Annotated in this window: 22 protein-coding genes; 13 read left to right on the forward strand and 9 right to left on the reverse strand. The window is 64.8% G+C overall.

Annotation, left to right across the window (positions count from 1 at the left end; genetic code table 11):
• Window positions 1-47: 47 nt before the first annotated feature.
• Window positions 48-995 (reverse strand): TAXI family TRAP transporter solute-binding subunit, encoded by a 948-nt coding sequence (locus JQ587_RS20040; protein ID WP_212426365.1) that lies wholly within the window; start codon window positions 993-995, stop codon window positions 48-50.
• Between the two features lie 226 nt (window positions 996-1221).
• Entirely contained in the window at window positions 1222-1701 is a 480-nt protein-coding gene (locus JQ587_RS20045) for a hypothetical protein (protein ID WP_212298494.1), read from the reverse strand.
• 194 nt (window positions 1702-1895) lie between these two features.
• Here JQ587_RS20045 and JQ587_RS20050 point away from each other — a divergent pair, with 194 nt between their 5' ends.
• The gene (locus JQ587_RS20050; RefSeq protein WP_212426489.1) at window positions 1896-2198 is read left to right on the forward strand and encodes a hypothetical protein; all 303 of its coding nucleotides are present in this window, start codon (window positions 1896-1898) and stop codon (window positions 2196-2198) included.
• Window positions 2199-2378: 180 nt separating this feature from the next.
• Here JQ587_RS20050 and JQ587_RS20055 read toward each other — a convergent pair whose 3' ends face one another.
• Together JQ587_RS20055 and JQ587_RS20060 are read right to left on the reverse strand one after the other, a co-directional pair.
• Window positions 2379-3596, reverse strand: a complete 1218-nt coding sequence (locus JQ587_RS20055; RefSeq protein WP_212426366.1) for a hypothetical protein — start codon at window positions 3594-3596, stop codon at window positions 2379-2381.
• Window positions 3597-3649: 53 nt separating this feature from the next.
• Window positions 3650-4279 (reverse strand): NUDIX hydrolase, encoded by a 630-nt coding sequence (locus JQ587_RS20060; RefSeq protein WP_433995302.1) that lies wholly within the window; start codon window positions 4277-4279, stop codon window positions 3650-3652.
• 69 nt (window positions 4280-4348) lie between these two features.
• Between JQ587_RS20060 and JQ587_RS20065 the strand changes: the two genes are divergently transcribed.
• The 6 genes from JQ587_RS20065 to JQ587_RS20090 all read left to right on the forward strand — a co-directional run bounded on the left by JQ587_RS20065 (window position 4349) and on the right by JQ587_RS20090 (window position 9799).
• Window positions 4349-4774, forward strand: coding sequence for a PaaI family thioesterase (locus JQ587_RS20065; RefSeq protein WP_212298497.1), 426 nt, complete (start codon window positions 4349-4351; stop codon window positions 4772-4774).
• A 295-nt stretch (window positions 4775-5069) separates the two neighbouring features.
• Entirely contained in the window at window positions 5070-6092 is a 1023-nt protein-coding gene (locus JQ587_RS20070) for an aldo/keto reductase (protein ID WP_212426368.1), read from the forward strand.
• A gap of 12 nt (window positions 6093-6104) precedes the next feature.
• A complete protein-coding gene (locus JQ587_RS20075) occupies window positions 6105-7418 on the forward strand; it encodes a tetratricopeptide repeat protein (protein ID WP_212426369.1) in 1314 nt (437 codons plus the stop codon).
• Window positions 7419-7452: 34 nt separating this feature from the next.
• A complete protein-coding gene (locus JQ587_RS20080; protein ID WP_212426370.1) occupies window positions 7453-8271 on the forward strand; it encodes a CoA transferase subunit A in 819 nt (272 codons plus the stop codon).
• Entirely contained in the window at window positions 8271-9014 is a 744-nt protein-coding gene (locus tag JQ587_RS20085) for a CoA transferase (RefSeq protein ID WP_212426371.1), read from the forward strand. The genes JQ587_RS20080 and JQ587_RS20085 overlap by 1 nt, the downstream gene beginning before the upstream one ends.
• Window positions 9015-9220: 206 nt before the next feature.
• A complete protein-coding gene (locus tag JQ587_RS20090; RefSeq protein WP_212298502.1) occupies window positions 9221-9799 on the forward strand; it encodes a hypothetical protein in 579 nt (192 codons plus the stop codon).
• A 6-nt stretch (window positions 9800-9805) separates the two neighbouring features.
• On the opposite strand, the gene JQ587_RS20095 is transcribed toward JQ587_RS20090, so the two are convergent.
• Window positions 9806-11365 carry an oleate hydratase gene (locus tag JQ587_RS20095; protein ID WP_212426372.1) on the reverse strand — a complete coding sequence of 520 codons (1560 nt, stop codon included), beginning with the start codon at window positions 11363-11365 and terminating at the stop codon, window positions 9806-9808.
• A 136-nt stretch (window positions 11366-11501) separates the two neighbouring features.
• Window positions 11502-13334, reverse strand: a complete 1833-nt coding sequence (locus JQ587_RS20100) for an AMP-dependent synthetase/ligase (protein ID WP_212426373.1) — start codon at window positions 13332-13334, stop codon at window positions 11502-11504.
• Window positions 13335-13445: 111 nt separating this feature from the next.
• On the opposite strand from JQ587_RS20100, the gene JQ587_RS20105 reads away from it, so the two are divergent.
• The 3 genes from JQ587_RS20105 to JQ587_RS20115 all read left to right on the forward strand — a co-directional run bounded on the left by JQ587_RS20105 (window position 13446) and on the right by JQ587_RS20115 (window position 14886).
• Window positions 13446-13793 carry a DUF3088 domain-containing protein gene (locus tag JQ587_RS20105; protein WP_212298505.1) on the forward strand — a complete coding sequence of 116 codons (348 nt, stop codon included), beginning with the start codon at window positions 13446-13448 and terminating at the stop codon, window positions 13791-13793.
• A gap of 88 nt (window positions 13794-13881) precedes the next feature.
• On the forward strand, window positions 13882-14457 hold the full coding sequence (locus JQ587_RS20110; RefSeq protein ID WP_212426374.1) for a cysteine hydrolase family protein: 576 nt from the start codon (window positions 13882-13884) through the stop codon (window positions 14455-14457).
• 111 nt (window positions 14458-14568) lie between these two features.
• Window positions 14569-14886, forward strand: a complete 318-nt coding sequence (locus JQ587_RS20115) for a hypothetical protein (protein ID WP_212298507.1) — start codon at window positions 14569-14571, stop codon at window positions 14884-14886.
• A 34-nt stretch (window positions 14887-14920) separates the two neighbouring features.
• On the opposite strand, the gene JQ587_RS20120 is transcribed toward JQ587_RS20115, so the two are convergent.
• Genes JQ587_RS20120 through JQ587_RS20130 form a run of 3 tightly spaced genes read right to left on the reverse strand, consistent with a single transcriptional unit; the run spans window position 14921 to window position 17610 of the window.
• Window positions 14921-16192: a flavin monoamine oxidase family protein gene (locus tag JQ587_RS20120; RefSeq protein ID WP_212426375.1), complete on the reverse strand. Its 1272-nt coding sequence runs from the start codon at window positions 16190-16192 to the stop codon at window positions 14921-14923.
• 4 nt (window positions 16193-16196) lie between these two features.
• Window positions 16197-16913, reverse strand: a complete 717-nt coding sequence (locus JQ587_RS20125; protein ID WP_212426376.1) for a RibD family protein — start codon at window positions 16911-16913, stop codon at window positions 16197-16199.
• 22 nt (window positions 16914-16935) lie between these two features.
• Complete coding sequence (locus JQ587_RS20130; RefSeq protein ID WP_212426377.1) at window positions 16936-17610, reverse strand: FABP family protein; 675 nt, start codon at window positions 17608-17610, stop codon at window positions 16936-16938.
• Between the two features lie 203 nt (window positions 17611-17813).
• Here JQ587_RS20130 and JQ587_RS20135 point away from each other — a divergent pair, with 203 nt between their 5' ends.
• The 3 genes from JQ587_RS20135 to JQ587_RS20145 all read left to right on the forward strand — a co-directional run bounded on the left by JQ587_RS20135 (window position 17814) and on the right by JQ587_RS20145 (window position 22959).
• Window positions 17814-19874: a hybrid sensor histidine kinase/response regulator gene (locus tag JQ587_RS20135; RefSeq protein ID WP_212426378.1), complete on the forward strand. Its 2061-nt coding sequence runs from the start codon at window positions 17814-17816 to the stop codon at window positions 19872-19874.
• Between the two features lie 341 nt (window positions 19875-20215).
• Window positions 20216-21445 carry a pepsin-like aspartic protease gene (locus JQ587_RS20140; protein WP_212426379.1) on the forward strand — a complete coding sequence of 410 codons (1230 nt, stop codon included), beginning with the start codon at window positions 20216-20218 and terminating at the stop codon, window positions 21443-21445.
• Between the two features lie 368 nt (window positions 21446-21813).
• Window positions 21814-22959, forward strand: coding sequence for a helix-turn-helix transcriptional regulator (locus tag JQ587_RS20145; protein ID WP_212426380.1), 1146 nt, complete (start codon window positions 21814-21816; stop codon window positions 22957-22959).
• The last annotated feature ends 12 nt before the right edge of the window (window positions 22960-22971 follow it).

Below are 22971 nucleotides of genomic sequence, written 5' to 3' on the forward strand. Positions count from 1 at the left end.
GATGCCCGGGACGAGCCCGGCATGACGTCCGTTGCCAAAAGCAGACCTTACTTGATCAGCCCTTTTTCCTTGTAATAGCGGATCGCGCCGGGATGCAGCGGGATCGGACTGCCGGTGGCCGCCGTCTCGAGCTTGATCTCCTTGCCGGCCGCGTGCGCGTTGGCGAGCTCGGGCAGCGATTCGTAGACCAGCTTTGTCATTTGATAGGCAAGGTCGTCGGACACGGCTGAACTGGTGACCAGGTAGTTGACCACGGCTGCGGTCGGCACGTCCTTGTCCTGGCCGGTATAGGTGTTGGCCGGGATGACCGCCGAGATGAAGGGCGGCCCGATCTTGTCGACGGCCTCCTTCGGCACCGCCACCACCGTGATCGGGCTTGAGGTCGACAGATCCTTCAACGAGGCGACGCCAAGGCCGGCCGACTGCAAGGTCGCGGCGAGCTGGCGGTTCTTCATGAGATCGACGGATTCGGCGAACGGCAGATATTCGACCTTGCCGAGATCCTTGTAGGTCATGCCGGCCGCGGACAGGATCGCGCGCGAGTTCAGCTCCGTGCCCGATTTCGGCGCGCCGACCGACAGGCCCTTGCCCTTGAGATCCGCGAGCGTCTTGATGCCGCTCTCGGCGGTGGCGACGATCTGGATGTAGTTCGGGTAGATCGCACCGATGGTCCTGAGCTTGTCGAGCTTGGTCTTGAAGCCCGCTTCCTCGTCGCCGTCCCAGGCGGCCTTCAGGGAGTCGCCAAGCGTGAACGCCAGTTCGCCGCGACCCTGCTGCAGCAGAATGAGATTTTCGACCGACGCCTTGGTGGCCTGCACCTGCGTCTTCACGTTCGGAATCTTGTCGCCGTAGATTTTTCCGATCGCGACCCCGAGCGGATAATAGACGCCTGAGGTGCCGCCGGTCAGCACGTTGATGAAGGATTGCGCATGCGCGCAAGGTGCCGACGCCGCCAGAGCAAGAGCCGCGGCCGCGCCGAAAATCGTCCGTTTCATGGTTGTTGTACTCCCCAAACCGGCGGCGAAATTGGCCGGATGAGGAGGACTGGTCAACCCATCCAAAAGACAAAACAGGGCTGCGGAAGCGCCTGTTTTACCTGGGCTTTGATGGAACCCGGCGGGTGCGGCGACGTGGCGCAGCTGGACCGGACGTGGATGCGAGACTCAATCGGGCGCCGCTGGCTCGATCACCTCTCCCGCTTGCGGGAGAGGGAGCGCACCGTCATTGGAAGGTCATGTCCAGGCACTTGGAGATGTCAGATCCAAGGCCGGAGGAGATGGTGATGCAGCCGCGGATCTTCTGCGCGGCCATGTCGGCCGCCCAGATCGAGTAGCCGCCGGGGCCGAAGAACGAGTTGGTGTTCGGCGGCTCGGTCTCGGTCGCGTCGAAATCATAGTGCCCGTCGGTCTCGAAGATGCGCGGCTTCTTGGTGCAGCCACCGTCAGTCTGGACGTTGATGACTTCCTTGTTGTCGCGGGTCAGCGCCAGCGAGACCTGGCAACGAAAATATTCCGAGGTCTTGGTGTTGAAGAGATAGGTGTAGGATTTGCAAGTCGCAGTGTTGAGCTTGCCCGGAGCTAGGCCACGGCTGCATGAAATCCGCTGGTTATGGCTGAGCTGGTAATCATCGGCCCGGGCGGCCGGCACCAGCGCCGTCAGCGACAATACAGCGGCCCAGCAAAATTTAGTGACGTGGCGCATTCGAATCATCCCCACCAATATCTTTGTCGTGTTGCGTTCTAGACTGAAAGCGGAACATAGTCGCGAGGGGACGAAGGGAAAATCACAAACTGCTGGGTGAGACGTGATGCGCTGCGGCGTCATCGCGGATTGACCCGCAAACGCCGTTCGTGATTTGTTCAAGCGGGCACCCCAACGGACGGGGAGAATGGATGATGGCATTTTCAATCAAGACATTTGCAATTGTAGCCGTGCTGGGCGCGTTCGCCGCTCCCGCATGCGCTCAGACCGAGGCGGCGCCGTGGGAGCTCAAGCCGGACATGGGCTATGCCTATGACAAGGAAGGCAAGACCTTCTCCTACAAGATGGGCACCAGCAATGCCGGCGAACTCCTGAAGGGCGCCAAGAAGGTGCCCAAGGGAACGCTGTTCTTCATCGGCCACAATGGCCAGCTCTACATGCGCAGCGGCCAGTATCTCGAGGGCGACGGCAAGTTCAAGTTTGGGCCGGACCAGTAGAGGCTGCGATGACGGTGCGCTCCCTCGCCCCGTTCTTACGGGGAGAGGGTTGGGGTGAGGGGCATCTCTCCGCGCATGAGATTGTCGAGGGACCTGTACCCCCTCACCCGGATTGCATCTTCGATGCAATCCGGCCTCTCCCCGCAAGCGGGGCGGGGTTAAGAGGCAGCTCGCCAGCCATCAAAACGCCCCCGCCAATTCTCTTGCGCCGGCGTTGTTGCTGTTCGAATCCATCCGCGCATCCGTCACTGCGAGCAGCTTCGCCACCGTGTTGTGGCGGATCGCGACCGGGTTGCGCTCGTAGCCGCCGCGCTGGAAGAAGTTCGAGGTCGGTACCTGCTCGCGCATGGCCTGCGGCATCGTCACCATGTCGAGGCCGGTGCCATCGCCGGTGAGGTTCATCATCTCGAGCTCGGCGGCGGTGAGCGGGCGGGTGTAGCCCTTGGCGCGGGCGAACAGCACCGAGGTCAGGAGCTTGTGGGTTTGCAGCATCGGCCCGATGTCGACGTCGAGCACCATCGCATGCATGGCCCAGCCCTGCGCGGTGTCGCCGATCTTCTCATGCTCCGACCAGGTGTCCGGCACCGACTTCGCATGGGTTACCATCTTCTTCAGGACAACAAGCTTGCGCTCCAGCGACTGGCGCGACGGTCCTGAGGTGCGGGCCACCTTGTCGGAAAGCGCGCGGATGAATTCATGGCCCTGCTCGGCCAGCAGCTCGACGCTGTTGGTGGTGAGCAGCTGGTTGTAGCCCATCGCGGTCGAGATCGCGCGCTTGCCGCCATGCTCGATGCCGGCCTGCACGTCGTAGTTTCCGGTTCCGCCGGTCTCGAACGAATAGACCCGCACCGCCTGCTCGCGTGTCAGTCCCGCGGCGAGCGCGTAGCGCGCATAGGCGCGCTTGAACTCGACCTCGTTCGTCGGCCGCTGCGGCGTGAATTGGTAGAGATCCAGCGCCGCGCGCAGGAGATCGGAAGCCACCGGAAGCGGCTTGCGGGCGGGGCGTTCCGGAGTTTCCTCCGGCTCCGGGTTCACCGGCCGCTTCGGCCCGGTATAAACCGGCGGCTGCTCCAGCACATAATCATCGAGCGTGATCTGCTGCCCGCTGCGTCGCTTGGCATTGCGGCCTTTCCGCTTTTCCGTGACCTGGCTCCAATAGGCGCCGGCCTCGGCATCGAAGGCGCCGCGAATTTGCTGATACTCGGCCAGCTTGCGGCGATATTCGAGCACGGCCGGCGACGCACCGCCGCCTTGCGCAAAAAACTGCGACAAGAGCTGGGCATTGGCGTTGCTGACGGCGGGTGGCAGCGTCTCGGACTCACCGCCGCGCGCGGCGGAGACGAGCAGGACGAGCGCGAGTGGAACCAGCGCGAGATGATTTCGAATCGAATGATGCATGCTGCCCTCTTAGCAGGCATCCGGTAACCGTCACGTTAACGCGCCGTTTACCATCACTTCCAGGCGAAAACAGGCTGTTCCAGGTCGGTGACGCGCGTCTGCCGCCCCGCCAGCACCTCGCGGAACTGGTAGATCAGCGCCGCCGTCGGCGCGTGGATCAGGCTCATCTGGTGATGGAAGCGGATCACCCTGCGGGTGCTTTCCGGAATCGCGGTGAAATCGAAGGCATCGTCGCGCTCGATCGTGTCGAGCGCGATGCGATGAACGGAGGCGACCTCGTCGGGGTTCGGTCGGATCGTCGCGCTGTCGGTGGCCCACACCACGACCGGCGTGATCAGATAGCCGGAGCGCGTCGGATAGTCGTCGAGCGTGCCGAGCACCGCATCGACTGAGAGCTTGAGCGCCAGCTCCTCGTCGAGCTCGCGCAGCGCGGCCCCGACCGGCGTCTCTCCGGCATCACATCGCCCACCGGGCAGCGCCCACTGACCGCGATGCGCGCGCAGATGTGATGCGCGCCGGGTGAGCAGAAACGCAGTGCCCTCGCCGTCATCGGATGCGGTCAGTGCCAGCACCACCGCGGCGCGCTTCAGCTTCGGCGGCTCGGCCGCATCGGGTAGCCGCGCGAAGGACGCGCAGGCCTCTGCGATATTCCGTCTGGTGGCATTGCCGAAAGCTCTCATGATGCTTGACTACACCAGGACCTCGCTCGATGAAACGAGGAGAGATCAAGCGTTGCACGGATGGACGGGGCGATGACCAGCAAGACCGCCGCAAAGCTCAAATCGGACGGCTGGACCATCCTGGAGACCACAGGCTTCATGCACCTCGTCGGTCCATTGTGGGAGCGCAAGGTCGGCGGCCAGCACGAATTCGCGCTCGCCACCGAAGACAAGCACCACAATCGCCGCGGCATGGTCCAGGGCGGCGTGATGATGACCTTCGCGGACCGCACCTGCGGCATGACCGCCCGCTACGTCTCCGGCAAGGAGTACATGGCGACGGTGCAGCTCGACACCCATTTCGTCGAGGCCGGCCAGATCGGCGACATCCTGATCTCCCGCCCCCGCGTCGTGCGCTCGACCCGCAGCCTGATCTTCATGAGCACCGAAGTGACCGTCGATGATCGCTGCATCGTGATGGCGAATGGTGTGTTCAAGATCTTGAAGGGGCCGGGATAGGTTTGCTCTGCGAGACTGCCACCGCCGCGCATCACACCCTCCGCCGTCGTCGCCCGGCCTAGCGCGCAATTGCGCGCGGGGAGCCGGGACCCATAATCCCAGGGAGTAGTTTGAGGCAAAGCTGGTAACTCCGAGCCTTCGCAAAACTATTGCTGCGGCGTATGGGTCCCGGATCTTCGCTGCGCTCGTCCGGGACGACGAGAGGAGACGGCATTGCTGGATTGCTTCGCTGCGCTCGCAATGACGGGCGTAGCTGGCTATGGTGGCCACAACAGGAGCCTCGAGGAAACAGCCCATGCAGTACCGCCAACTCGGCCGCAGCGGCCTGAAAGTGTCGCCGATTTGTTTGGGCACCATGATGTTCGGTGGGCCGACCGACGAAGCCGCATCAACGCGGATCATTGCCAAGGCGCATGATGCCGGCATCAATTTCATCGACACAGCAGACGCCTATTCGAAGGGCGGCTCCGAGGAAGTCGTCGGCCGTGCGATCGGCAACAACCGTCACGCCTGGGTGCTCGCGACGAAACTCGCCAATCCCATGAACAACGATACGCGCGACGACCCCAACCGCGTCGGGCTGTCGCGGCGCTGGGTGCTGCAAGCCGCCGACGAGAGCCTGAAGCGGCTCGGTACCGACCACATCGACATCTACTATCTGCACAAGGAAGACCATACGACGCCGCTGGAGGAAACGGTGCGCGCGATGGGCGATCTGATCCGCGCCGGCAAGATCCGCTATTTCGGCGCCTCCAACTACCGCGCCTGGCGCGTCGCCGAGATTTGCAACATCTGCGATCGGCTCGGCATCGACCGTCCCGTGGCAAGCCAGCCCTATTACAACGCGATGAACCGCATGCCCGAGGTCGAGCACTTTCCGGCCTGTTCTTATTATGGCCTTGGCATCGTGCCCTATAGCCCGCTGGCGCGCGGCGTGCTCACCGGCAAGTACAAGCCCGATGCGGTGCCGGACAAGAACACGCGCGCCGGCCGCAACGACACCCGCATGATGCAAACGGAATGGCGGCCGGAATCGCTCCAGCTCGCGCAGGAGATCAAGAGCCACGCCGAGAAGAACCGCATCACCGCCGGCCAGTTCGCGGTCGCCTGGGTGCTGAACTCCGCCTTCGTCTCCTCGATCGTTGCAGGTCCGCGCACCGAGGAGCAGTGGGACGGCTACATCCGCGCGCTCGACTACCGCTTCACCGCGGAAGACGAGGCGCTGATCGACCGGCTGGTCGTGCCGGGCCATCCGTCGACGCCGGGCTATAACGATCCTGCTTATCCGATCGAGGGACGTCGCGCGCGGACGGCTTAACCGGAGACCACGATGGCGCTTGAAGACCGCTACGGATTGCCGCTCTCGACCTCTTCGCATGAAGCCGCCTCCGCCTATCGCGAAGGCGTCGACCTCATGCTCGCCGGCTGGACCGGCATGGCGGCGACGCTCGAGCGCGCGATTGCCGCCGATCCGGATTTCGCGCTGGCCCACATCGCCCGCGCTCGCGTGCATGCGTTCTATCAGCAAGGCGATCTCGCGCGGAGCAAGGCGGCCTTGGCGCGCGAGCACGTCGCCAGGCGCGGCACGGAGCGCGAGCGCTCCCACGTCGAAATTCTGGCGCTCGCGATCGAGGGTCGGGGACCCGAGGCGATCGCGGCGATGTCTCGGCATGTCGACGCGTGGCCGCGCGATGCTATGGTGTTGTCATTGCCGCTCGGCGCGTTCGGCCTGTTCGCCTTCTCCGGCATGGCCGATCACGACCGTGCGCGACACGAGCTGTGCGAGCGCGTCGCGCATCATTACGGCGAGGACTGGTGGTTTCTCACCATGTCCGGCTGGGCGATGACGGAGAATGGCGACGTCGCCCGCGGCCGCACCGTTACCGAGCGCGGATTCAGTCTACGCCGGGCCAATGCCCACGCCGCGCACGCCGTGCTGCATGCGATGTTCGAGGACGGTTCGATCGAGGACGCCGACCGGCTCGTCGATGAATGGATTCCGACCTATGACCGCGCCGGCATCCTGCACGGCCATATCCTCTGGCACCAGGCGCTCGGCGCGCTCGAGCACGGCGATGCGGCCCGCGCGCTCAAGATCTATGCCGACGTGCTGCAGCCCACCGCCACGCAGGCGCCACCGCTCAACGTCATCACCGACAGCGCCTCGCTGCTGTGGCGCCTCTCGGCCTATGGCCACAAGGTGCCGAATGCGCTCTGGGTCGATGCCGACGCTGCCGCAAAAAAGCTCTTCCCGAAATCGGGCTTGGCCTTCGCGGACATCCACATGGCGCTGCTCGCGGCCGCGACGCAAAATCGGGAGGCGCTCACCGCACGCCTCACCGTGATCGAGCAGCGGCTCACTGAAGGCAAGCTCCCGGCAGGCCCGGTAGTGCCGGCGATCTGCCGCGCGCTGGCGGCCTTCGCGGATGAGAATTACGCGGCTTGCGTGCGCGAGCTCATGCCTGTCCTTGCCGACGTCGTGCGCATCGGCGGCAGCCATGCCCAGCGTGAGCTGATCGAGGACACCTTCCTCGTCGCCCTGATGCGGAGCGGTGAGCTGCCCCGCGCCCGCAGCCTTCTCGACGCCCGCCTGCACCGCCGCCCCTCCCCGCGCGATAGGCGCTGGCAGGCGGCGATGGCATGAGGCAGGATGGAGACAACAGACCGGGAGGACGCCCATGACCGAGATCGTTGCGCTGGAGGCGCTGGCCGCGCGCGTTACACCGGGGCAGTCGCTGGCAATCCCCGTCGACGGTTCGGGCGTGGCGATGGCGGCGACCGCCGCGTTACTTGAAACGGGCATCCGTGACCTCAAGCTGATTTGCGTACCGATCTCCGGCATGCAGGCCGATCTCCTGATCGGCGCTGGTCGCATCGCCTCGATCGAGACGAGCGCGGTGTCGCTGGGCGAGGCTGGCGCCGCGCCGCGCTTCACGGCCGGCGTCAAGAACGGTGCGTTCACGATGCGCGACTCCACCTGCCCTGCGATCTATGCCGGTCTGCTCGCCGCGCAGAAAGGCGTGCCGTTCATGCCGATCGCCGGCATCATCGGCAGCGATCTCCTCAACGTGCGGCCCGACTGGCAGGTGATCGACAGTCCGGTCGGCGAGGCGCGCAAGGTGGTCGTGGTGCCCGCGATCTCCCCCGATGTCGCACTGTTTCACACGCCCGAGGCCGACCGCGCCGGCAATGTCCGCATCGGCCGGCATCGCGAGCTCGCCGACCTCGCTTATGCCTCCAAGCGCACGCTGGTCACCGTCGAGCGCATCGTCGATCGCAATCTGCTAGACAGCGAGGATTCCGCCGCCGGCGTATTGCCCTCGCTCTATGTCGACAGCATCGCGGTCGCCACAGGCGGCGCCTGGCCGCTGGCATTGTGGGACGAATATCCGGCCGACGAGGCCGAGATCGCGCGCTATGCGGCGATGGCGCGCAGCGAGGACGGCTTCCGCGCCTATCTCTCGGCGTTCCTGACGCATCGCAAGCAGGTGGCCTGATGTCGACCGAGCGCGAGCGGCGCGAGATTCTGATCGCCACCATTGCCGATCTGCTCGACGGGATCCGTCACGTCGCGGTCGGCGCATCCTCGCCGATCCCCGCGGCCGGCGCCATGCTGCTGCGCGCCCGCAACGAACTCTGTGGCAAGCCGCCGGTGCGTATCTCGATCCTGGGATCGCAGGCGCACAATTTCTTCACCAATGGCGGCGTCGAGCTGTTCGACTGCGCCGCACAGGGCCGGGTCGACGCGTTCTTTCTCGGCGGCGGCCAGATCGACGGCCATGGCAACATCAACCTGGTCGGCACCGGCGATTATCCCACCACCAGCGTGCGCTGGCCGGGCTCGTTCGGCTCTGCCTATCTTTATCATCTCATTCCGCGCGTGATCCTGTTTCGCGAGGAGCATTCACCGCGGGTGTTCGTACCCCAGGTCGATTTCGTCAGCGCACGCGCCATCACGCCGGAGATCCCGCGGCGCGGCGGGCCGCACGCGCTTCTGACCAACATGGCGCTGTTCGACTTCGACCGCGAGGCAGGCGGCTTCTCACTGCGCTCGGTGCACCCGCCCTTCACCCCGGCCGACATAAGGGAGAACACCGGCTTCGCCTATCAGGAGCCGGATGTCGTGCGCGAAACGCCGCGGCCGGACGCTGCAACGCTGGCGCTGCTGCGCGGGCGGATTTTCGACGAGCTCGCCGAGACTTACCCGGCCTTTGCGCGGACCATGAAGCAGGCGGCATGAGGCCGTCTGCCACGAAAAAAACATCGGCTTGGCGGCATGTGCCTGCTAGACGGATCGGGGCGATCAGGGACGAATCGCCGATGGGGCGCGCGGTGGTATTCCAATCGGGGTTGGCCGGACAAACGGGATCGCAACCAATTTGCGCTTCGATGGTTATCGGGCGGGACGTCTGCCCGTCCATGGCCTCCCGGCACATGAGCCTGACGATGCGCCTCCGCCGACCGGTCCTGGCTGCAATCCTCGTTTCCCTCGCAAGCCCTTGTTTTGCCGAGTCTTCCACCGCGATCCCGGTGAACAATCCGCCGGCCCGGCAGCATTCCTTCATCGACCTCCTGGCGCTGATGTCAGGCCACTGCAAGACGCTGAAGGTCGCGGGCCGCACCTTTGCGTGCAAGACGGTGGCCTATGCGCACGGCGACAAGGGCCGGGTCAATTTTGCGGTCGCCGTCGACGACCCCACCGACGCCAACCACGTGGTGTCGTTCTCCGGCGAGAACGGCAAGCGGGCCGATGACAATTCCTACGAGTTGCCGATCGACCGCATGCTGCTGAACTCCAAGGACCGGCCCAAGATCGACGGCCTTCCGGTACCGGCGGAGCAGACTTCCACGGGCGTCTGCCGCCAAACCGGCAATTTCGCCGCCAAGAAGGTCAAGGACGTCACCTGCTCGGCGACCGACAATGAAGGCCGGACGTACGAACTCCTGTTCGTCTCCGATGGCACGCCGGTGAGCGTGCGCCGTATCAGGCAATCGTCGCCGTCGATCCAGGATCCGTTCAAGTAGCAGGTATCACGCGAACGCCTTCTCCAGCGTCGCAAAGATCACGGCAAGCGACTTGTCGTGGCGGGTCACGGCCGGCACCGGGCGGTCGATCTTCATCAGCTGATAGACCGCGGTCTGCGCCGCGCGCACCGAATATTCGACGGTGAAGACGACGTCGTCGGGAATCTCGACGAACTGGCTGACGAAAGCGAGGTTCACCGAATTCGCGGGCACCGGCAACGGCCGGTCGGCGGCGTTGCGCGGCATGAACATGCTGGTGATGTAGGGCATGCGGCATGGGATGCAGATCGCGTCGTCGAACACGGCGCGGTCGAAGTTCAGATGGCCGCAGAGCTCCTTCAGGATATCGGCACCGCCGCAATCGGACATCGGCTTGGCGACGAAATTGCCGATGCGATCGGGATGCAGCGCATAGCCCCAGAACACCTGGACGTTCTTCGGCTGGCCGACGAAATGCGGCTGGTGATAGAGCACCACCGACATCAGCCAGTTGGAATCCCTGAATGTCACGAGACCGCCGGTGCCCGCCTTGTTGCCGGAGAGCGCTTCCATCTGGTCGAAGAAGCGCGGATCGCGGCAGGTCACCGTGAAGGACTGCCAGTAGGATTCGGGAATCGAGGCATTGAACGCCGACGGATTGCCGAATTCGGGACGCCCCCTGGCGATCGTCTCCCAGAGCGTCCAGCCCTGGCTGTCTTCCTTGGTCAGGCACGGCGCGGGCTCGGTCATGGAGCCGAGGCTCGAAGCATCCGTCATCGAGCCGTTCTGGAAGAACGCGAGGTCGCCGTCCTCGAGGCGGACATTGGCAGTGCGGCCATCGCGGTCGAGCACGAGCTGGCGCACCCGAAGCTTCTCGCCCTCTTGCTCGAACGCCATGTCGGTGACGCGCGTCCCGCGCACGAATTGCACGCCCTGCCGCTTCAGCCAGTCCTCGAGCGGCCGCACGATCGCGTCATACTGATTGTAGACCGTGCGCTTGACGCCGCCGAGCGTCTCGATGCGGGGGAATTCGTTCATGAAGCGGTGCAGATAGCGCTTCAGCTCGACCGCGCTGTGCCAGGGCTGGAAGGCAAAGGTGGTCTGCCACATGTACCAGAAATTGGATTCGAAGAATCCCGGCGACAACCAGTCGGTGATGCGGCTGGCGCCGAGCGTCTCTTCGGAGGCCTCCGTGAGCCGCAATAACTCGAGCCGGTCGCGCGCGGTAAAGCCCATATGCGAGACGTCGATCTTGAAGCGGTTGCGGTCGACCAGCCGCGCCCGGGAATGCGCCGGGTTCTCCAGATTGAACGCGACGGTCTCCTCGCGCACGCTGAGGCCGGGGCGTTCGAGCGAGGGAATCCCCGAGAGCAGGTCCCAGGTGCATTCGTAGTGGTCGGTGGTGAGCATGCGTCCACCGCGAAGCGAATAGGCTCCGTTCGCAAGCTGCGCTCCGTCGAGGCTGCCGCCGACCAGCGGCTGCGCCTCGTAGATCATGATGTCGCGCCCCGAAAGCCTCGCGTCACGAATCAGGAACGCCGCGCCTGCGAGCGATCCGATGCCGCCGCCGATGAAATATGCCTTCATAACCTGCCTCGATTGCAGTCCAACTTCCGGCGCGACATTGCATCGACGGGCGGCGGCTGAAGTTGCGCTGGATCAAGCGGCCCCGGCGTGGGCATCACGTTGATTTGAGGCCAAATTTTCGAGAGGTCGCTGCCCCCTATCGGCGAGGCAGGTCGGACGTCACCGGAGGCTTCTTCGCGTAGATCTGCTCGATCTCGGCGGCGAAGCGGCGTTCGAGCACGGGGCGCTTGTTCTTCAGCGTCGGCGTGAGCAGCCCCGCACCAATGGTCCAGGGATCCAGCGTCCACCATACCGCGCGCGGCGTCGCGTAGGACGGATAGGCCTTCACCGCCGCTGCGATCCGCGCGAGCAATGCGGCGCGCTCAGCCGCCCCGCCTTGCTGGCCGCCGGCCGCGAGCCTCTCCTTCTCCTGGACCCAGGCTTTTGTGTCGAGCACGACCAGCGCGGCGAGGAAGGGACGCTGCTCGCCGATCACCAGCGCCTGCTCGAACAAGGGATCGGCGAGGATCGCCGTCTCAAGGTCGACCGGCGCGATCTTTTCGCCCGTCGAAGTGACCAGGATGTCCTTGAGGCGGCCGGTGATGGTGATGCGTCCGTTCTCGATGCGCGCCTGGTCGCCGGTGTGCAACCAGCCGTCGGCCTCCTTCATGCGCCGCGTCTCTTCAGGCTTGTGCCAATAGCCCAGCATGACGCTTGGTCCGCGTACGAGCAGCTCGTCGTTCTCGCCCAGCCTGACCTCGACGCCGTCAAGGACATGACCGACCGAACGCGGATCGTTGTCGTCGATGGTGTTGACGGAGACCACGGGCGAGGTCTCCGTCATGCCGTAGCCCTGGAGGATGTCGAGCCCAAGCGCGAGAAACAGGCGGATGACCGGCTCTGCGATCGGCGCACCGCCGGAGACGGCGACGCGCAATCGGCCGCCGAGCTGCGCCAGCACCTTGTCGGCGACGAGCCGCTTCAGCAGCGGCCAGGCCAGGCGATCGAGCACAGACCATGTTCCGCGTCCCTGTCGCGCCTCGAAGCGCCGGCCGCCGACCGCAAGCGTAAGATCGAGCAGCGTTCGCTCCATGGTCCCGGCTGCGGCGCGGTGCTGCATGATCAGCGCGGAGATGCGCTCATAAATCCGCGGCACCGAAACCAGCACCGTCGGTCGGACATGCTTCAAATCCTCCGACAACAGGGGCACCGAGCGCGCATAGGCAACGCAGGCGCCTGCCGCGATCGGATAGTAGTAGCCGCCGGTGCGCTCGAACGTGTGCGAGAGCGGCAGGAAGGACAGAAAGACATCATCCGGCGCGGCCGCGATGCGCTGCGCGACCGCTTTCACATTGGCGAGGACGTTGCCATGCGACAGCATCACGCCCTTCGGCCGCCCCGTCGTCCCGGAGGTGTAGACGATCGCGGCGAGATCGTCCGGTTTCACCGCGACGTCCACCATCGGCGCATTCGCGCCGGGTGCGGCGGCGAGCCAGCGGTCGAGCGCGACGACGCGCGCATCCGCCGCCGGTCCGCTCGCATCCGCACAGATGATGCGCCTGAGATGGTCGAGCGGCTGGCCGGTCGCAACGATGGCCTGCCAGCGCTCCAGCGTATCGACCAGCAGGAATTGGGCGCCGGAGTCGGCGAGGATGTAGGCGATGCTGTCGGGATTGTCGACCGCATGCATCGGCACCGGCACGAGGCCGCGCGACAACGCCGCCTGGTCCATCGCGATATGCGCCGTGCCGTTCGGCATCAGGATCGCGACGCGCTCGCCGGGCGCGAAACCTTCCGCCGCGAGCGCCCGTCGCCAGATCTCGAATTCGGCGTTGATCTCCTGCCAGGACTGGCTGATCCAGCGCCCGACCGACGCTTGGAAATGCCGATAGGCTTCCGCTGCCGGGGTCGCGCCGACGCGCCAGCGCAGGAGCTCCGGCAACGTTCTTACCGCGGCGAGCGTCTGCGGTTGACTGATCGGCTCCGGCATGGCGTCCTTTCGCAACGTCCCGATTCCCAATCGATCTAGGGATCGGACATTAGGCTGGCCAGTCCTTGCCGCTTTGATCCGCAGCAAAGCGGCCATGCTTCGGAGCGACCCATGACGCGCGACCGCCTTTTTCTCCTGCGCCCCGGCTTCGAGGACCCAGCCTACCCCGGCCAACGCTTCTATTGCTGGCATTGCGCGCTGATCGAAGGCGTGCTCGCCTCGTTTCCGGCGCTGGCCGAACAGCTCGACGTCGAACGCATCGCCTGGCCGAAGCCGCGGGAGGCCGTGATCGCGCTTGTCGGCGAAGAGAACCAATGGCTCCCGCTGCTGGTTCTGGCGGATGGGACGACATCGCCGCACCAGACCGGCAGTCATCAGGGGCGCGCCTTCATTGCCGACAAGGACGCCATCCTCGCCGCGCTGTCGGACCGCCACGGCTTTCCCGGTCCACATCCGTGAGGCGCGCCGTCCCGAAACGAGGGAAAATCGCCATTGCCTGGCTCCGCAATCGCCTCGCATACTCGACCAAATTGCGGAAACCCTCGTCATGCCTCATCGCCTCCCCGCCCTCATCGTCGTCGACGTCCAGCGCGCGTTCGATGAATGGGAGGCGGCGGGCAAGCGGCGCAACAACCCGGATGCGTTGGCGCGCATCGTCGATCTGCTCACAGCGTTCCGAGCGAGCGCCGCACCGATCTTCCATATCCGCCACGAAGGCACCAAGCCGAACTCGACGTTCCTGCCGACGCGCACCGGCTACGCGGTCAAGGACGAGGCGCGCGAGCAGGCCGGTGAGGCGGTGATCGTCAAGCGCGTCAACAGCGCCTTCATCGGCACCGATCTCGAGATGCGCTTGCGCGCGAGTGACATCGCCACGCTCGTGATCTGCGGCGCGACCACGAATCATTGCGTGGAGACGACGACGCGGATGGCCGGCAATCTCGGCTTCGACGCAAGACTCGTGCGCGACGCGACATGGACATTCGACCGCACCGGTCCCGACGGCGACACACATTCGGCCGAGGAGATTCACGCGATGACGCTGTCGAATCTAAACGGCGAATTTGCCCGCATCGTGACCACGAGCGAAGTGATCACCTCGCTGACGGCGATGCGACAATAGACCTCAGTGCGCTTTCCGCGCTGATGGTCTGCGTCGTTTCGACGCCCGCTCTCGCCGGAACGCGGGGAACGCCCATCTGTTGTCACTCGACATCTCAACTGGAGTGATGACATGAAGTATCTCTTTGTCGCGATGGCTATCGGCGCTGCAGCGCTGGCCGGCGGATCCGCAGCCAACGCGGCCGGTGACGGAAAGGCCAAGCCGAACGCACAGACGCGCCAATCGACCGATATCAGCGCGCAGCATCGGCATCATCATGGCCATCGCCATCACGGCTGGCGTCCGCACCACCACGGCTATTATCGGCCGCACTATCGCAGCTATGGCTATTACCCGCGGCACCAGGGCTATTACGGCGGCGGACCCTACGGCTATTATGGCGGTGGCGGCCCCGGCGTGAGCTTCAGCTTCGGCGGCAATCGCTGGTGAGACCAAAGGCCCGCAGAGATGCGGGCCTTCTTTCCTATCCGCGCAGGATCAGCCCCGCCGTCTCCGCTCCGCTCGCGAGCGCTGCCTCGACCGTCCCCATGTCGCGACCGCGATAGAGCGCTTCACCCGAGAACAGCACCGGGCCATCGGCGCGCGCGAGACGCTCTTGCGCTGCGCGCGTCCGCAGCGTTGCCCAGGAATAGGCCCCGCGGGCGAAGGGATCATGCGCCCAATTGGGGGCTGCGGCCACCATGAGCTCCCGCGCAATCTCCTGGCGCGGAATGCGGAAGATTGCGGCGAGCGAGGAGATCCCGGCGTCGATCAATCCTTGCGGATCGAGATGCGACAGCTCCGCCGTTCGCGGACCGCCAAGCCATCCCGTGAGCACGGGATGCCGATCCGGCTGCCGCGTCCACCACACGGGGATGGTTTCATCCGACAGCAGGAACAGCATGTCCGAAAACTCTGCGCGCCGCTCGCGCCACCATGGCCGCGCAAACCGCAGCAGGATTTTGATGACGCTGCCGAAGCCGATGTCGTCGGCGGCTGCGGCCTTTGCGCGCGCGGTCGCGGGCAGCGTAATCTCGCGCAGCAACGGCAGCGGCACCGTGAGGACCACGCGATCGCAGCTTTGTGCCGCGCCGCCGGCAGAGCGGATGGCGAGCTTGCCATCGCTCTCCTCGATCGCCGTGACCACGGCACCGAAGTGAATGGCAACGCCAGACTTGCGGCACCCGGTTTCCAGGAAATCGATCAGGCCGCCATAGCCGCCGTCAATGCGCGCCTGCATGGCGTGTCCGTCGTTCATCCATTCGTCGCGTAGCGCCAGTGTCGAGGCGCGCTCGGGGTCGGCCGCATCGTAGCCCTCGACCATGCGTTCGACGGCATGGCGCAGGCGCGCGTCGTCCGGTCCGCCAAAATGCTGGCGCAGGAAATCGGCGACGGTGAGATCGTCGGCCAGATCCTTCACCGCGGCATGAAGCCTTGCGTCATGGAGATCGCGCGGGTTCTCCCGCGAGAAGTCCGTGCCGTCAAAGCTCCATTGCGCGCCGCCGATGGTCCGCACCGTCAGTCCGGCCTCGCGTGCGAGGCCGCGCGTGACCGGCGCCTCGCCGTGGACGAACTCGGCACCGGCATCAGCGGGATAACCGAACTCCGAGGCCGGCAGCGGATGGATACGCCCGCCGCAGCGGTCGCGCGCCTCCAGGATCGTGACTTGTTTGCCGCCGCGCGCAAGCTCGCGGGCAGCCATCAGGCCGGCGGCGCCCGCGCCGACGATGACGATATGCTCTGACGTGTCCGACATGCTGTTATTGGCGCGCGGCCTCGTTCTGGATCAGATAGCGCAGCAGCAGGACGCCGCCGCCGAGATCCCGCGTGCTCTCCAACGTCATCGCGGTGAGCGGCGCGCGCTTGTCGCTGTCCGCCTCGACCGAATCGAACACGAAAGGTGCGCCCCGGGCACCGTCGATCGCGGGGCTGAGGATCAGGTTGAATTCGTCGATCAGGCCGGCGCGCAGGAACGCGCCGTTTGCGACGCCACCACCCTCCACCAGCAGGCGCTTCACACCAAGCTCGCGATTGAGGATCTCGACCGTCAAGGCGAGGTCGATCTCGGATTTTCCGGCAAAGATGTAGGACACGCCCTCGCCGCGCAGACCGGCGAGATGAGAGTCCGGCACGCCCTCGGTCAGCACCACGACGATCGGATCGCCGCCAATGTCGGAGCGGCCCCAACCGATCTTGCCGTGCGCGTCCAGCACCACGCCGTAGGTCTTCACATTGTTCTTGGCATCGCGCCGCGCGAACCAGTTCTGGCGGGGAAATGTCGCGCTGGACGTCTCGGGATAAGGCTTGCCCTTGGCGAATTCGGAGCCGGTGACACGACCGATCACCCAGGCATCGCCGCCGAGCTCGTCATGGATCTTCTCGAACCAGTCGGTGCCGGCTCCCTTCGGACGCCAACGGCTGGGATGCGTACGGCCGTCGAGGCTCGCATGCATCAGGCAGACGACATAAGGCTTCATATGCATTCTCCGTAGCAGCGCGTCACGCCGGGTTGCTGCCTTTCTCGCCATCGTTCTTGGCGCGGGCGCTCACGATCACCGCCAGCGGGTTGAGCTTGGGCGGCGCGACCAGCTTCAGCGTGTTGCTGTCGTGATGATTGAACGGCGCCCCGCGGACGAACAACTCGGTCTGGATCAGATAGCTCCAGCTGCCATCGTCGTTGAACGTGATGTCGCAGCGATAAGCGTCGGTGCGAAAAGCTTGTTCCAGGAAGTCGGTCGAGCAGATCCCGTAAGCGGTATCGCCGCGCTTCGCCGTAACGGAGATCTTCTTATCATCCGGCTTGGCTTGACCCGAGGCGAGCAGCACCTGCCCGCGCGGGATCGCCAGCGTCTGCATGATCAGCCCGGTCGCGGGCTCCCAGAGCCAGTAGCCGACCTGGTCGTGAAAGGTGATGTCTTCCTCGGGCGTGTTGATGTGAATGTGATAGCGCAAGCCATAGAACAGTTGCGGCCCGTTGGCCTGCGGATCGATTGGGTCCATCCGGACGTGCTCGATGAAGGTCCGCCGCTCCGGCCCCTCCGCTTTCGGATTGATGTCGATGCCCTTGTCCGCCTGCCAGGTGCCGGCGAGCCGGCGGAGTGGCCCGAGATTGGCAAGGCTGTCGGGCGAGACGTCTTCGGGCTCGGTGAAGATGTCGGCGGGAAGGGGGAGCATGGCGTCCTCGCATCGTTGCGCGCAGCAGCAATAGCACAAGGGCGCCGCGAAACTAGCGCGACGGAACCGCAGGGCTGCCCATGCGTTATGACAGCTTGTGCACGAGTCCTCGAAAATCCGGGCTCGAGTGGGCAGGACGCCCATGTCATGCGTTGCGAGGGGGTCCCGTGCTGTCTGAGAACACTGCTCGGCAGTCAAGTGACATGGACTTCCTCGCCGGCGGAGGCGAGCTGGGTGCGATGATGCACGCCCTCGACTGGTCGGATTCGCCGCTCGGCCCTCCCCTGCAATGGTCCCAAGCGCTCAAGACCACGGTCCGCATGCTGCTGCCCGCACAGGCCCAGATCGTTCTGTTCTGGGGTCGTGATTTCGTCGCACTTTACAATGACGCCTACGCGCCCGGCATCGGCGCCAATCATCCCCGCGCCCTCGGCCGGCCCGCGATCGAAAACTGGGGAGAGTTGTGGGACGATCTCGAACCGTTGCTGGCTGGCGTCCGCAACACGAGAAAGACATTCGCGGCGAAGGATCGTCCCTTCTACGTCGAGCGTCACGGTTACGGCGAGACGAGTTACTGGGACGTCTCCTACTCGGCCGTACCGGATGACGATGGCTCGGTCGGCGGCGTCCTCTGCATCGTCTCCGAGACGACCGAACGCGTTCTCGGTGAGACGCAGCTGCGGGCGAGCGAAGCGCGCTACAGGGAGCTCAATGCCACGCTCGAGCAGCGCGTCGCCGAACGCACCGCCGAGCGTCATTTGCTCGCCACCATCGTCGAAACCACCGACGGGCAGATTGAGGCGCTCGATCTCGGCTATCGCTGGCTTGCCATCAACGCGTCCAGCGCCGACGCCTATGAGCGCATCTACGGCAAGCGCCCGAATGTCGGCGATTCCCTGCAAGAATTCCTGGCCGACCGGCCCGAACATCTCGCTGCGGCAACCGCGATCTGGGGGCGCGCACTTGAAGGCGAAGCTTTCACCAGCATCGAGGAGCTCGGCGATCCCCGTTTTGACCGTCGCGTCTACGAAATGAAGTTCGAGGCACTGCGCGCGGCCGACGGCACGCGGATCGGCGCGTTCCTGACGGGGGTGGACGCGACGGATCGCCTCGAGGAGCAGGCGCGGCTTGCGCGGGCCGAGGAGGCGCTGCGTCAGGCGCAGAAGATGGAGGCGATGGGCCAGCTCACCGGCGGCGTCGCGCACGACTTCAACAATCTGCTGACGCCGATCGTCGGCCTGCTCGACCTGTTTCAGCGCAAGGGTATCGGCGGCGAGCGCGAGCGTCGCCTGATCGCCGGCGCCGCGCAGGCAGCCGAGCGCGCCAAGACGCTGGTGCAGCGCCTGCTCGCTTTCGCGCGCAGGCAACCGCTTCAGGCCATTCCAGTCAATATCGGCCGGCTCGTCGCCGACATGGGCGAGCTGATCTCCAGCACCACCGGCCCGCAGATCCAGGTGAACGTGGACACGCCGGAAGGCTTGCCGGAAGCCATGGCCGATCCCAACCAGATCGAGATGGCAATCCTGAATCTCAGCGTGAACGCGCGTGACGCCATGCCCGACGGCGGCAAGCTGCGTATCTCGGCCAAGGCCCGGACGATCGAGCACGCGCACGGCTCCGAGCTCGTGCCGGGCACTTATGTCTGCATCTCGGTTGCGGATACCGGCATCGGCATGGACGAAGAGACGCTGGCTCACGCGGTTGAGCCGTTTTTCTCGACCAAGGGCATCGGACAAGGGACCGGCCTTGGTCTGTCAATGGTCCACGGCCTGGCATCGCAGCTCGGTGGGGCGCTGACGATCAAGAGCACTGTGGGAGCGGGCACTACAGTCGAATTGTGGCTGCCGGTCAGTCACGCGGCCGCGGGCGCGACCGATACGGCGCCCCAGGCAAGACCGCGACCGCTGCCCGCCGGCACGGCACTGCTGGTGGACGACGAACCGCTGGTGCGCATGAGCACCGCCGAGATGCTGAGCGAGCTCGGCTACAGGGTCGTCGAAACAGGATCGGCGGAGGATGCGCTTCAGCGCGTCAAGGACGGCCTGCGGCCGAACCTGCTGGTCACGGACCATCTGATGCCCGGCATGAACGGAACAGACCTCGGCCTCGCCCTGCGCAATCAATATCCCGAGCTCCAGGTTCTCATCGTATCAGGCTACGCCAACAACGAAGGCATCACGCCGGACCTGTCGCGGCTGACAAAACCCTTCCGAAGCGACGAGCTCGCGGCGAGCCTGGCGAACCTGACGAAGGCCGCCCGGTAGCGGTGAGATGCCCGCATGGTCATTTCCGAACCATGCCATCCCGCACTGCAATCTGAACAATAGGCTGGCGATCAAATCGCGCTGACGTTGCGCCACGAAAGTTCTCGCCCTATGCTGAATTTTGCGTCGGGATGGGGCATGTGCGGCATGCCCGTCTTCCAGCGGGGCGCAATCCCCATCCTGACGGCACGACCGATTTTGATCCGGCAATTCATACGAACCAGCTGACGCTCTGCAGCGCCCTTTTCTCGACTGCGGAGCGATCATCGGCAACCACTCTGGAATTTCGCCACAACCTGATCGCGCGGCAACGCCGCAACATGCCAACGGAGAGGTGCGTGATGGCCAAAGCCACGACGAACGCGTATCTGCCAAAGGCCCTGGTCGCTCCGCAATTGACGCACGCCATCCACAGCGCCGCAGCGGCTCTTGGCGGAAAAATTTCGACGACCACCGTGCGGATGCCCATCACCAACGTCCTCAACGACGGCGACTACAGCGGCAGGATCTATGTCGGCAACAAGAAAGTTGAGGTCGACGTGCTTCTCGATACCGGCAGCAGCACGTTGGCGGTGGACGGCCATATCTACGACCCGACCAAGGACAGCACAGCCGAGCTCACCAATATCGGTCAGGAGATCGGCTATGAGGATGGCAGCCGCTGGGTCGGCGGCATTGTGCTGACCGACATCAGCGTCAACTCCGCCCACCCCCTCACCCTGCCCAAGGTCCATACTGCCGTCGCCTATCACGCGACCAAGGAGATGTTCGGGCGGGCGCACGGCATCCTCGGCCTCGCCTACGCCAGGCTCAACGAGGCCTACAGAATGCCGGGCCCGACCACTCCACCTCACTACACCTACAACCAGATTCAACACGGCCACCGCACCTATATCGAACCGTACTTCTCGCAACTCGAGGGCGCCGGCCTGGTGGCCAACAAGTTCGCCTTCTACACGCTGCGATCTTCGGTCAGCATGGCGACGGCGAAACCAGCGACCGATCCGCAGAACAGCGGATTTCTCATCCTCGGAGGCGGCGAGGAGCAAATCGATCTCTACGACGGCGCCTTCCAGGTCGCGCGCGTGGTTCACGACACCTACTACAATGTCAATCTGAGGTCCGTCACGGTCGGCAATACCGCGCCCGTGCAGGCCTTTCCGCCGACCAAGGCCAGCGGCGACGCGTCCAATGCCGTCGTGGACAGCGGCACCACCGGGATCTATCTCGACAGGCCGGTGTTCAAGGAGGTCCTCGCGCGGTTCAAGTCTCTCGGCTTCGAGGATGAAATCCACGCCGGGTACCTGCCGATGAGCAAGCTCAAGCTGGCCGACTGGCCGGTGCTGACCTTCGTCCTGGAAGGCGCGCTCGGCAGCGACGTCAGCCTGGAGGTCACGCCGCAAACCTATTGGCAGACCGACGCACCGAAAGCCGGCCATGCCTCGCTGGCTTTCGGCAGCGAAAACGGCCCGTCGATTCTCGGGCTGCCGCTGATGAACAACTACTTCACCGTGTTCGACCGCTCGATCAACAAGGGGCTCGGGGTTGTCAGCTTTGCCCGGATCAAATAGGCCGGCATCCCGGAACCGCAGTTCGGTCGGGAACTCCCCGCCGCAGCGCACGTCAAGCGGCGTTGCATCGGGATAATCCTGCAACTTGATACAGGCTGCATACAAGGCGGCGCGCCTGCCAGAAACTTAGTCAGGCCAAGCACCGGACGCACGGCCACACAGGCGCAAGGCGCGTCATCAGCAAAAATTCATCGGGCGACCCATGCGCTTGTGTGAAGTGCTCCCATTGCGTCGCGGACTCACAATGCTAAGACCTTGAGGTGAGACTTGCCTCACGAACCGGGACACCCGCCAGCGGCGGATGGTGCGGTTCCCCAAGTGACTTTGAAGTGACTTTCAAGCGACATTTTTCGAGTGAGTGGTTCGGAATGCAGCAGGCCTTGGTCGAGAAATTCTCTGACCTCATCGGCGCGATCTACGATTGTGTGATTGCGCCCGAACAGTGGACGAGGGTTCTGAACGAGATTCGCACGGAGTTCGGGTTCGCGACCGCGATACTCTCGGCATGCAGCCTGACAAACCGGACGATCGGAGTAAATGCGGCCGCTGGTACCGCCCCTGTCCAGACGTTAGCCCAGTACAGCATCGAGTATGCGGCTGATATCGTCGAACTCTGGGGCGGCGCCGAGCGCATTCGGCGATATCCGCTTGGAGAACCGATCATTCGATCCCAGGCCGTTCCGGAGGAGGTCATTCTCGGCAATCGGTATTATCGGGAATGGGCCCGGCCCAGGGGCTTGTCTGACGCCGTCGGCGTCGCCCTTGTTCGCGAGAAAACAATAATCGGAAATGCCATGTTCGCTCAGCATGAGTCTGACGGGGCCATTGAAGAGATACAGATCAGCGGTTTGCGCGTCCTCGCACCTCACATCCGCCGCGCCGTGACGATCAGCAATCTCTTCGACATGAAGACCGTGGAGGCCGCGACATTCGCCGCGACCGTCGAGGCCCTGACGGTCGGCGTCGTCCTCGTCGACGAGGATGCGAAGATCGTTCACGCCAATGCCGCAGCCGATGCCATGCTCACGGCAAACGATCCTATCCTGGTGCGACAGGGCCGGATCGCGGTTCAGTCGACGGCGACGACCACCTCGTTGCATCAGGCCATCGCACAGGCCGCGAAGGACGAGGCGGCACTCGGCCAGAAGGGCATCGGCATCCCGATCCTTCGCCCGAGCGGTGATCCGCTCGTCATCCACGTCATGCCGCTGCGACGCGGCTCCGTGCGGGCCCGCCTCGCCCAGCGCGCCACCGCCGCCCTCTTCGTGGCATCAGCCTCCGGCCCGCCGCAAATGTCTCATGTCGCGCTCAACCAGCTCTATGACCTGACGCCGGCCGAGATCCGCATCTTCGAGCTCATCTGCGAAGGACACACACGCGACGCGATCTCGGACTTGCTCGGCGTGTCCGTCGCCACCGTGAAAACGCACCTGCTTCATGTGTTCGAGAAGACGGGATGCCGCCGCCAGGTCGATCTGGTCAGGCTCGCGAAGTCGCTGACGTTTCCGGTATAATTTTGAAGTGAG

Origin of the sequence: Bradyrhizobium manausense, assembly GCF_018130615.1 — a bacterium.
In the GTDB taxonomy this organism is placed as follows: Bacteria; Pseudomonadota; Alphaproteobacteria; order Rhizobiales; family Xanthobacteraceae; genus Bradyrhizobium; species Bradyrhizobium manausense_A.

Coding starts and splice junctions, on each gene's coding strand:
- JQ587_RS20040 (WP_212426365.1), bottom strand. CDS start 995: ATGAAACGGACGATTTTCGGCGCGGCCGCGGCTCTTGCTCTGGCGGCG.
- JQ587_RS20045 (WP_212298494.1), bottom strand. CDS start 1,701: ATGCGCCACGTCACTAAATTTTGCTGGGCCGCTGTATTGTCGCTGACG.
- JQ587_RS20050 (WP_212426489.1), top strand. CDS start 1,896: ATGGCATTTTCAATCAAGACATTTGCAATTGTAGCCGTGCTGGGCGCG.
- JQ587_RS20055 (WP_212426366.1), bottom strand. CDS start 3,596: ATGCATCATTCGATTCGAAATCATCTCGCGCTGGTTCCACTCGCGCTC.
- JQ587_RS20065 (WP_212298497.1), top strand. CDS start 4,349: ATGACCAGCAAGACCGCCGCAAAGCTCAAATCGGACGGCTGGACCATC.
- JQ587_RS20070 (WP_212426368.1), top strand. CDS start 5,070: ATGCAGTACCGCCAACTCGGCCGCAGCGGCCTGAAAGTGTCGCCGATT.
- JQ587_RS20075 (WP_212426369.1), top strand. CDS start 6,105: ATGGCGCTTGAAGACCGCTACGGATTGCCGCTCTCGACCTCTTCGCAT.
- JQ587_RS20080 (WP_212426370.1), top strand. CDS start 7,453: ATGACCGAGATCGTTGCGCTGGAGGCGCTGGCCGCGCGCGTTACACCG.
- JQ587_RS20085 (WP_212426371.1), top strand. CDS start 8,271: ATGTCGACCGAGCGCGAGCGGCGCGAGATTCTGATCGCCACCATTGCC.
- JQ587_RS20090 (WP_212298502.1), top strand. CDS start 9,221: ATGCGCCTCCGCCGACCGGTCCTGGCTGCAATCCTCGTTTCCCTCGCA.
- JQ587_RS20095 (WP_212426372.1), bottom strand. CDS start 11,365: ATGAAGGCATATTTCATCGGCGGCGGCATCGGATCGCTCGCAGGCGCG.
- JQ587_RS20100 (WP_212426373.1), bottom strand. CDS start 13,334: ATGCCGGAGCCGATCAGTCAACCGCAGACGCTCGCCGCGGTAAGAACG.
- JQ587_RS20105 (WP_212298505.1), top strand. CDS start 13,446: ATGACGCGCGACCGCCTTTTTCTCCTGCGCCCCGGCTTCGAGGACCCA.
- JQ587_RS20110 (WP_212426374.1), top strand. CDS start 13,882: ATGCCTCATCGCCTCCCCGCCCTCATCGTCGTCGACGTCCAGCGCGCG.
- JQ587_RS20115 (WP_212298507.1), top strand. CDS start 14,569: ATGAAGTATCTCTTTGTCGCGATGGCTATCGGCGCTGCAGCGCTGGCC.
- JQ587_RS20120 (WP_212426375.1), bottom strand. CDS start 16,192: ATGTCGGACACGTCAGAGCATATCGTCATCGTCGGCGCGGGCGCCGCC.
- JQ587_RS20125 (WP_212426376.1), bottom strand. CDS start 16,913: ATGAAGCCTTATGTCGTCTGCCTGATGCATGCGAGCCTCGACGGCCGT.
- JQ587_RS20130 (WP_212426377.1), bottom strand. CDS start 17,610: ATGCTCCCCCTTCCCGCCGACATCTTCACCGAGCCCGAAGACGTCTCG.
- JQ587_RS20135 (WP_212426378.1), top strand. CDS start 17,814: ATGGACTTCCTCGCCGGCGGAGGCGAGCTGGGTGCGATGATGCACGCC.
- JQ587_RS20140 (WP_212426379.1), top strand. CDS start 20,216: ATGGCCAAAGCCACGACGAACGCGTATCTGCCAAAGGCCCTGGTCGCT.
- JQ587_RS20145 (WP_212426380.1), top strand. CDS start 21,814: ATGCAGCAGGCCTTGGTCGAGAAATTCTCTGACCTCATCGGCGCGATC.